This window comes from Phenylobacterium sp. CCH9-H3 (assembly GCF_001557235.1).
GTDB lineage: Bacteria > Pseudomonadota > Alphaproteobacteria > Caulobacterales > Caulobacteraceae > Phenylobacterium.
In genome coordinates, this window is record NZ_LSJI01000014.1 from 1 (window position 1) to 8,304 (window position 8,304).

8 protein-coding genes are annotated in these 8,304 nt (G+C 71.0%); 1 reads left to right on the plus strand and 7 read right to left on the minus strand.

The window, feature by feature from the left end:
• The 4 genes from AX721_RS00830 to AX721_RS00845 form a co-directional block, all read right to left on the minus strand.
• The coding region (locus AX721_RS00830; RefSeq protein WP_068874033.1) for a hypothetical protein at window positions 1-310 on the minus strand (310 nt) is incomplete at its 3' end.
• A complete protein-coding gene (locus tag AX721_RS00835; RefSeq protein ID WP_369807884.1) occupies window positions 300-827 on the minus strand; it encodes an RNA polymerase sigma factor in 528 nt (175 codons plus the stop codon). The genes AX721_RS00830 and AX721_RS00835, both read right to left, overlap by 11 nt.
• Window positions 828-883: 56 nt before the next feature.
• The gene (locus AX721_RS00840) at window positions 884-1,333 is read right to left on the minus strand and encodes an EF-hand domain-containing protein (RefSeq protein ID WP_068874035.1); all 450 of its coding nucleotides are present in this window, start codon (window positions 1,331-1,333) and stop codon (window positions 884-886) included.
• Between the two features lie 66 nt (window positions 1,334-1,399).
• Window positions 1,400-4,312, minus strand: a complete 2,913-nt coding sequence (locus tag AX721_RS00845) for a bifunctional [glutamine synthetase] adenylyltransferase/[glutamine synthetase]-adenylyl-L-tyrosine phosphorylase (protein WP_068874038.1) — start codon at window positions 4,310-4,312, stop codon at window positions 1,400-1,402.
• A gap of 35 nt (window positions 4,313-4,347) precedes the next feature.
• Between AX721_RS00845 and AX721_RS00850 the strand changes: the two genes are divergently transcribed.
• On the plus strand, window positions 4,348-4,767 hold the full coding sequence (locus AX721_RS00850) for a DoxX family protein (protein WP_068874036.1): 420 nt from the start codon (window positions 4,348-4,350) through the stop codon (window positions 4,765-4,767).
• On the opposite strand, the gene AX721_RS00855 is transcribed toward AX721_RS00850, so the two are convergent.
• The 3 genes from AX721_RS00855 to AX721_RS00865 form a co-directional block, all read right to left on the minus strand.
• Complete coding sequence (locus AX721_RS00855) at window positions 4,764-6,164, minus strand: HAMP domain-containing sensor histidine kinase (RefSeq protein ID WP_068874039.1); 1,401 nt, start codon at window positions 6,162-6,164, stop codon at window positions 4,764-4,766. The genes AX721_RS00850 and AX721_RS00855 overlap by 4 nt on opposite strands.
• Before the next feature lie 18 nt (window positions 6,165-6,182).
• Window positions 6,183-6,854, minus strand: a complete 672-nt coding sequence (locus AX721_RS00860) for a response regulator transcription factor (RefSeq protein WP_068874037.1) — start codon at window positions 6,852-6,854, stop codon at window positions 6,183-6,185.
• 28 nt (window positions 6,855-6,882) lie between these two features.
• The coding region (locus AX721_RS00865; RefSeq protein WP_068874040.1) for a Do family serine endopeptidase at window positions 6,883-8,304 on the minus strand (1,422 nt) is incomplete at its 5' end.

Consider the following 8,304-nt stretch of genomic DNA (forward strand, 5'->3'; position numbering starts at 1 on the left):
CCACCACCCCCGCCACGCACGCGGCGGCCAGGCCAACCCCCATGCCCGCGGGCAGCAGCCAGTCGACCCAGCGGCGCCGGTGTGGACGCGGCGCGCTGGCGGCGATCCGCGCCGCGAGGCCCACCGAGCCGTGGGGGCGTTCGAAGGCGTCCAGCAGGGTATCCAACGCCGCAGCTTGGGAGAGGACATCGCGCGCCCACGCAGGCCGCGACGCCATCACCTCGGCGGCAGCCTCGCGCTCGTCCTCTGGCCAGCGGGCGACGTCGCCGCCATAGGCTTCCGCGAGGGCCTCGAAACGATCAGGAGTCATCCCGTCCCTCCTTCAGGTCCGCCAGGGCCGCTCGCAAGGCCCGACGGCCGCGCCCCAGCAGGCTTTCCACCGCCTCGACGCTTATCCCCATCACCGCGGCGGCTTCGATATTGCCGAGCTCCTGGTAGTGGCAGAGCACCACCGCCTCCCGCTGGCGTTCCGGCAAGGCCTGAAGCGCCTGGGCCACGCGGCGGCCGGTGTCCGACGCCTGAAGGCCGCGATCCGGGCCTGGGCTTTCGTCCGCCCGCTCCGGCGGCTCCGCGTACGCGATCTCGCGCCGGCGCCGCAGCCGGTCGTAGCAGAGGTTCAGCGCCACGCGGTGCAGCCAGGTGTCGAAGCGTGCGGCGCCCGGCGTCCACTTCGGCGCGTGCTTCCAGACCCGCAGGAACGTCTCCTGGGCGACGTCCTCGGCCTCGCCGCTGTCGCCCAGCATACGGCCCGCCAGGGACAGCAGGCGCGGCAGCTTGCGGGCGACGAGGGCGCGCACTGCGGCGGGATCGCCCGCCGCGACACGCAACACGAGCTCCTCGTCGGGATCCCCCAAGCCTGACCTCGCCCCGGGCGGCGGCGGTGCTACTGAGCGCCCGGGCCGCCACGCCGTTGCCGCATCATGAGCAACTCCCCTTTCGAGAGCCACCCATCCTTGTTGCTGTCGGCCATCTGGAAGCGGCGGTCCGTCATGGCGGTCAGCTCCGCCCTGGTGACGGCGCCGTCCTTGTCGGCGTCCATACGCATGATCATGCCGCCCGGAGCGCCGCCCTTGCGCCCCTCAGGGCCGGCAGCCTGAGCCGCCTTGGCGGCCGCGTCCGCCTCGGCCTGGGTGATCTTGCCGTCCTTGTTCGTGTCCATACGAGCGAACATGCGCGCCTGGCGCTCGGCGCTGGAGACCCTGAATTCGGCGAGGGTCACCTTGCCGTCGCGGTCCGTGTCCGGGTTCGTCGGCTGGCGTTGGCCCATCGGCTGGGCGTGCGCGGCGCTCGCCATCAGGGCGGCGGCGACAGTGGCGAGAAGAATTCGGTTCATGTGTCCTCGGAAGTCAGTGTCCGTGCCCCCGAGTTCTTTCACGCCGCATGGCGCGCATTCCGTCGCTCACGCTTTCACCACCGCCAGATAGGCCGCGCGCGCCGCCGCCTGCGCCGTTTTCAGCCGCGTCTGCAGCGCCTTGAGCGTCTTGGCTTCTCCGGCCCGGGCGAGGAGAGCCTGGAAGGCCTTCGGCTCCTGCCCGGGCTCGGGGTTGTCGTCGAGGGCCACCTTCAGGAGCTGGGTGAGGTTCTGCTGCAACCGCCAGGCGCGCTGCAGCGCTTCCAGCGGCTCGGGCGCGGCCAGGCCCGCGGCCCCGAGCGCCGCCAGCGCCTGCGCGGTGTTGGGCGACAGGGGTCCGCCCTCAGCGGCGTGGACCAGCTGCTGGAACTGGGCGGCGAACTCGATGTCGACCAGGCCGCCCGGCGACAGCTTCAAGTCCCAGTCGCCCTTTGGCGGCCGCTCCTCTTCCAGCAGCTTGCGCATGTCGCGCACGTCGCGCGCCGTCTTCTTCGCGTCGCGCGGCCGGCGCAGCGCCGCGTCGATGGCGGCCTCCGCGTCAGCGGCGAACCCTGGGGAGGTGGCCCACGCCACCCGCGCGCGGGTCAGCGCCAGGAGCTCCCAGGTCTCGGCCTCGCCCTCGTAATAGTGGTCGAAGGCCGCGAAACTCACCGCCACCGGCCCCTTGGTGCCAGACGGCCGCAGCTGCATGTCCACCTCGTAGAGCTGGCCCTCAGCCGTTGGGCTCGACAGGGCCGCGATCAGGCGCTGGGTGAAGCGGCCGTAGAAGGCCGAGGCGTCCCAGCCCTTGACGGCGGAGGCGGCGGCCGGGTCCGCGGCGCGGTAGAGGGTCATGAGGTCCAGGTCGGACGAGGCGCTCATCTCCCGCGACCCGCATTTGCCCAGGGCGACCACCGCCACCTCGCCCGCGAACTCCCCGCCTAGGCGGATGGTCTCGGCGAGCGCAGCGGGCGCCAGGCTTTCGATGCACAGGTCGGCAAGATCGGCGAAGGCGCGGCCCGCCGCCTCGGCCGAGGCGGCGCCGCTCATCACCTGGACGCCGACGCGGAAGGCTTGCTCCCGGTGCAGGCGGCGCACGACGTCCATGGCCGCTTCGAAGCCACCAGCTCGCGAGACGGCCCGCTGCATGTCGGCCCGCTCGGCGGCGATCTCGATCTCGCTGAAGAAGTCGGGGTCCACCATGGCGTCGATAGCCGCCGGGCGACGGGCCAGGGTGTTCGCCAGCTTCGGCGCGAAGGCCAGCACCTGGACCACCAGTTCGAACAGCTTCGGCTGGGCCAGGAACAGGGACTGGAGCTGCACGCCGCTGCTGATGCCGCCGAAGAAGTCGCAGAAGCGGTTGAAGGCGACGTCCGGCGCGCCGGTGGCATGGGCGGCCTCCAGCAGGCGCGGCGCCAGCCGGGTGAACAGCTCGCGGCCGCGCTCGGTCCGGGTCGCCGCCACGTGGCCATGGTGCCACGCGCGGATGGTCTGCGACACCCGGGCCGGATTGGAGAAGCCCATGCGGCCGATGGTGGCCAGCGTCTCGGGGTCGTCGTCGACGCCCGTGAACACCAGGCTGCCGAACCGCGACGACAACGGCTCCTCGTCCGGGAAGAGTTCGGCGTAGCGGACGTTCACCGCCTTCAAGGTGCGGGTGATATCGGCGTCGAAGCTGCGGAGGAGCGCGGGGCCGGACAGGGCGGCCACCCGGCGGCGGTCGACGTCGGACTCGGGCAGCTTGTGGGTCTGCTCATCCTCCAGCATCTGGATCCGATGCTCGACGGCGCGCAGGCGTCGGTAGGCTTCCGTGAGTTCGGCGGCAGTCGCCCGGGTGACGTGGCCCGCCTGCGCCAGGGCGGCAAGCGCGTCCAGGGTCCGCGGGCTGCGAAGCTCCGGGTGGCGGCCGCCCAGGATCAGTTGCTGGGTCTGAACGTAGAATTCGATTTCGCGAATGCCGCCCCGGCCCAGCTTCAGGTCGACGCCTTTGGCCGACACCCGCTCATCGACCTTGTGGGCGTGGATCTGGCGCTTGATCGCGTGGATGTCGGCGATGGCCGCGAAATCAAGGTTCTTGCGCCAGATGTAGGGCGAGAGCTCGGCCAGGAAGCGCTTGGCGGCGGCCATGTCGCCGGCGCAGGCCCGCGCCTTGATGAACGCCGCCCGTTCCCAGTTCTGGCCGACCGTCTCGTAGTATTCGAGCGCGGCGGGCACCGGCACGGCCGGCGGCGTCGAGGACGGGTCGGGACGCAGCCGCAGGTCCATCCGGAAGACGTAGCCGTCGGGCGTGCGCGCCTGCATCAGATCCGACACCCGCTGGGTCAGCCGCACCGCGAAGGCCTGCACCTCGACGCCCTCGGCGAGCGCCTCGGCCAGCGGCTCCGGCTCGAAGAAGACCGACACGTCGATGTCGCTGGAGTAGTTCAGTTCGTAGGCGCCCTGCTTGCCCATGGCGACGCAGAACCAGCCCGGCACGGGGCCACCGGCGCCCTCCCCCAGCCGGGCCAGACGGCCGGCCTCCAGCTCGCCGCGGGCAGCCGAGGTCAGCGCCGCCGCCACCGCGGCGTCAGCGAAGCAGGTGAGCGCGGAGGTCACTTGGTCCAGGTCCCAGACGCCGCCCAGGTCGGCCAGCGCGGTCAGCAGGTGAAGTTCCTGCTTCAAGAGCCGCAGCGGCGCCTGGGCAGCCTCCGGCAGCACGTCGGCCACGGCCGCCGTACGGGCCAGGATGTCGGCCAGCCGGGACGCGGGATCGTCCGCCAGCAGCGCGGCCAGTCGCTCGGGGTCGCGGCGGGCGAGGCCGGCGAGATAGGGCGAGGCTCCGAACACCGGCGCCAGCGCCGGCCACGCCTGGTCCAGGTCGGGCGTCCAGATCCGGTTGGCGACGATGCCGCGCAGCCGTTCGGCGGCCTTCACGTCGAGCACGGGGCCACAGGGCTGCAGGCGGGCGGCCAGGCGTTGCGTTCCGGTTGCGTCGGGACTCATGTCACGCATCATCGGGACGTCGGAGGGCTGCTGCAATGAACCGTCTCATCACGCTTCCCCACCTCACCGCCGGAACCGACCTGGCCTTCCTGGCTCTGCGCGTCGGCGTGGGCGCCTTTCTGGTCTGGGGCGTCTGGGACAACATCACCAGCGCCGAACACATGGCGACGTTCATCAAATTCCTTCGTCAGTTCGGCTTTCCTATGCCCGAGCTGCTCGCCCCCTTCGATGTCTGGCTGCAGTTCGCCGTAGGCGTGCTGTTCATCCTGGGCCTGGCGACCCGCTGGGCGGGCCTGGCCTGCGCGCTGAACTTCGTCATCGCCATCGTGATGGTCGACCATCTGCAGGGGTGGCGCGGATCGTTCGGCTCGCAATGCCTGGTGCTCATCGGCCTGGTGCTGGCCACGCATGGGCCAGGACGGTTCTCGGTCGATCGAATGCTGGAGCGCCGTTAGGCGCGGGGCAGGATGAAGGCCACGCGCAGGCCAGGGCCCATCTCGCCGACCTTGCCGGGCCCCTCGGACAGTTCCAGCCGCCCCCCGTGCGCCTCGGCCACGGCCGCCACCAGCGAAAGGCCTAGTCCCGCCCCCGGTTCGTTGCGGCTATTCTCCAGGCGGACGAAGCGCTGGATCACCCGTTCGCGGTCCTCGTCCGGCACGCCCGGTCCGGTATCGGTCACCGAGAACTCCACCTCGCCCGACGACCGACGCCGCACGCGCAGCATGATGGCCCCGCCCGCCGGCGTGTACTTCACCGCGTTGTCGAGAATGTTCGCCAGAGCCTGGGCCAGGAACTCGCGGTTGCCGCGGACGGTCAGGTCCTTGGCGATTTCGGCCGCATATTCGATGTCCTTCTCCTCGCAGAAGGGCTCGTAGAGCTCGCTGATGTCGGCGGCCAGGTCCGCAGGGTCGAAAAGGGTGGGATTGGGCGCCTGGCCAGCGGCCTGCAGGCGGGCGATCGACAGCACGGCGCCGAAGGTCTTCAGCACCCCATCGGTGTCCTCCAGCGCCTGGGCCAGGGCCTCCTCGGCGTTCCCCTTGCCGGCCTCCACATCGATGTAGGCGGTCTCGAGCCGGGCGCGCAGGCGGGTCAAGGGCGAGCGGAGGTCGTGGGCGATGGCGTCGCCGGCGTGCTTGTGCCCCTGCATCGAGCGTTCGAGCCGGTCCAGCATCTCGTTGACCCCCTGGGCGAGTTCGTCGAACTCGTCCCGCGCGCCGCGGACCCGGGCGCGGACCCCCTGCTCTCCATTGCGCACGCGCTCGACGACGCTGATCAGGTCCACCATCGTGCGCGAGACATTTCGGCTGACCAGCAGGCCGCCCGCCAGGCCCAGCAGGACCACCAGGGCGACCGAAGCCCAGAGCGCGCGCACCACGCGCGCCACATAGGCCTCGTCCTCGCCGGCGTCGGCGCCCACGAACAGGATCTCGCCGCCGCCGAGCTTCCGCTGCAGGCCGCGAGCCGGGTGCTTCACCTCCCGGCCCTCGGCGTCCACGTCGGTCACCTGGAACGTCGCCCAGGCCGGTTCGTCCGCGAAGTCCTCCACCGGGCTCTCCTCGATGGAGCCGGAAATGCGCCGTCCATCCTTGGTGAGCAGCAGATAGAGAAACGGCTTCTCGCTCGCGGCGCGCTGGATCAGCGACTGGTTCACCGCGTCGATCCCGGCGCGGTCGTAGACGTCGACGAGGCTGCGCATCTCGCGCCGGATTTCCTGGTCGGTGCGCCGCGTCGCCTCGCCGGCGGTGGCGACGTAGATGTAGGCCAGGAAGGCGAACGCCGCGCTGGCGAACAGCAGCACGAACAGCAGCGTCAGCCGGAAGGGCGCCGTCCGGAAGATGCGCGGCATGCGCACGGCCACGCGCCGGATCCCCTAAGCGTCGAGCCGGTAGCCCGCGCCGCGCACCGTCTGCAGCATCGGCCGGTCGAACCCTTTGTCGATCTTGGACCGCAGCCGGGAGATGTGGACGTCGATGACGTTGGTCTGTGGATCGAAGTGGTAGTGCCAGACCTTCTCCAGCAGCATGGTGCGCGTCACCGACTGGCCGGCATGCCGCATCATGAATTCCAGGAGCTGGAACTCCCGCGGCTGCAGGTCGATCTCCTTGCCGGAGCGGTGAACCGTCCTGGCGATCAGGTCCATTTCCAGCTCGCCGACCTTGAGCAGGGTCTGGACCGAACCCGTGTCCCGGCGGCGCGCCAGGGCCTCGATGCGGGCGATCAGCTCGGGAAAGGCGTACGGCTTGACCAGGTAGTCGTCGCCGCCGGCCTGCAGGCCGTCCACCCGATCGCCGACCTCGCCCAGCGCCGACAGAAACAGCACGGGCGTCCGGTCGCCCTCGCGACGCAGCGTGCCCACGAGGGTCAGGCCGTCCATCTTGGGCATCATGCGGTCGACGATCATGACGTCGAACTCGCCGTCCCGGGCGGCGGCCAGGCCCTCCTCGCCGTCCGCCCCGCGGACGCAGTCGTGGCCAGCCTCGGTCAGGCCGCGCGCCATGGCTTCGGCCGCTTCGAGATCGTCCTCGACAATCAGGATCCGCATGTGATTCCCGCCCTATCCGTGGCGGAAACTACCCCGAAACCTTGATCGGCAGGAAGGCGGTGCGGCCATTGCGGTAGACGCCGACCAGCACGCTGGAACGGCCGGCCTTCTTCGCCGCGTCGACGATGGCGGCCAGGTCGGTCGGCTGCACCACCGCCCGGCCGTTGGCCAGGGTGATGACGTCGCCGCGGCGCAGGCCCTTCGCGCCCGCGTCGGAGGCCTGATCGACGTTCTCCACAAGGGCGCCGCGAACGGTGGCCGGCAGGTTCAGGCGATTGCGCGCCGTGTCGTCCAGCGGACCTAGCGACATGCCGAGCACGGGCGCGCCCGCGCCAGGCGCAGTCCCAGGCGCGCCGGGGCGCCCGCCCGGACCGGTGTTGTCGTTGGCGGCCAGCTCGCGCTCGGACGGACGCACGCCGGAGCGGACGTCCACGTTGCGGCGCTTGCCGTCGCGGATCACGTCGAGCCGGAGGTTCTCACCGGCGCGGACACGGGCCACCTGCCGCGTGAGGTCGGACGAGCTCTTCACGGCCACGCCGTTCACGGCCACGACGACGTCGCCGATCTGCAGGCCGGCGCGTTGCGACGGGCCGCCCGGCGAGATGTCGGCGACGATGGCGCCGCGCTGGTTCTCGAGGCCCTGGGCTTCCGCCATCTCGGTGGTGAAATTCTGGATCGTAGCGCCGATGTAGCCACGTTCGATCTTGCCGCCGCTGATCAGCTGCTTGGTGACCGTCTCGGCCACCTCGGACGGAATGGCGAAGCCGATGCCCACCGAACCGCCCGACGGCGAGAAGATCGCCGTGTTCACGCCGATCACGCGGCCATAGACGTCAAACGTCGGGCCGCCCGAGTTGCCCCGGTTGATGGGGGCGTCGATCTGGATGTAGTCGACGAACGTCTCGCCGATGTCGCGGCCGTAGGCCGAGACGATCCCCGCGGTGGCCGTGCCGCCCAGGCCGAACGGGTTGCCCACGGTGATGACCCAGTCGCCCACCCGCGGCTTGCCGGCGTTCTCGAAGTTCACGAAGGGGAACGGCCCCGCGCGCCCCTTGACCTTGAGCACGGCCAGGTCGGTGGCCTCGTCGCGGCCCACCACCTCGGCGTCGAGCTCCGTTTCGTCCTTCAGGACGACTTTGATGCTCTCAGCGTTCTCGACCACGTGGTTGTTGGTGACGATGTAGCCGTCGGCCGAGATGAAGAAGCCGGAGCCCGACGACTGCTGGGTCGGCAGGCGGGGCTGGCCGCGCTCGGTGCGCCCGCCCTGATCGTCGTCATCGTCCTGACCGCCGCCGCGCGGTCCCGGCAGGACGAACGGCAGGCCCGGGATCTGGCGCAGGGCGCTCGTGTCCACGCGGCTGGTCACATTGATCGACACCACCGCGGGCGAGACCCGGTCGAAGATGTCGGCGAAGGACATGGGGGCGCCGGGCGGGGGCGCGAAGATGGG

Excerpts from the sequence above, each read along its gene's own strand:
- AX721_RS00840 (WP_068874035.1), bottom strand. The coding sequence starts at position 1,333 with ATGAACCGAATTCTTCTCGCCACTGTCGCCGCCGCCCTGATGGCGAGC.
- AX721_RS00845 (WP_068874038.1), bottom strand. The coding sequence starts at position 4,312 with ATGAGTCCCGACGCAACCGGAACGCAACGCCTGGCCGCCCGCCTGCAG.
- AX721_RS00850 (WP_068874036.1), top strand. The coding sequence starts at position 4,348 with ATGAACCGTCTCATCACGCTTCCCCACCTCACCGCCGGAACCGACCTG.
- AX721_RS00860 (WP_068874037.1), bottom strand. The coding sequence starts at position 6,854 with ATGCGGATCCTGATTGTCGAGGACGATCTCGAAGCGGCCGAAGCCATG.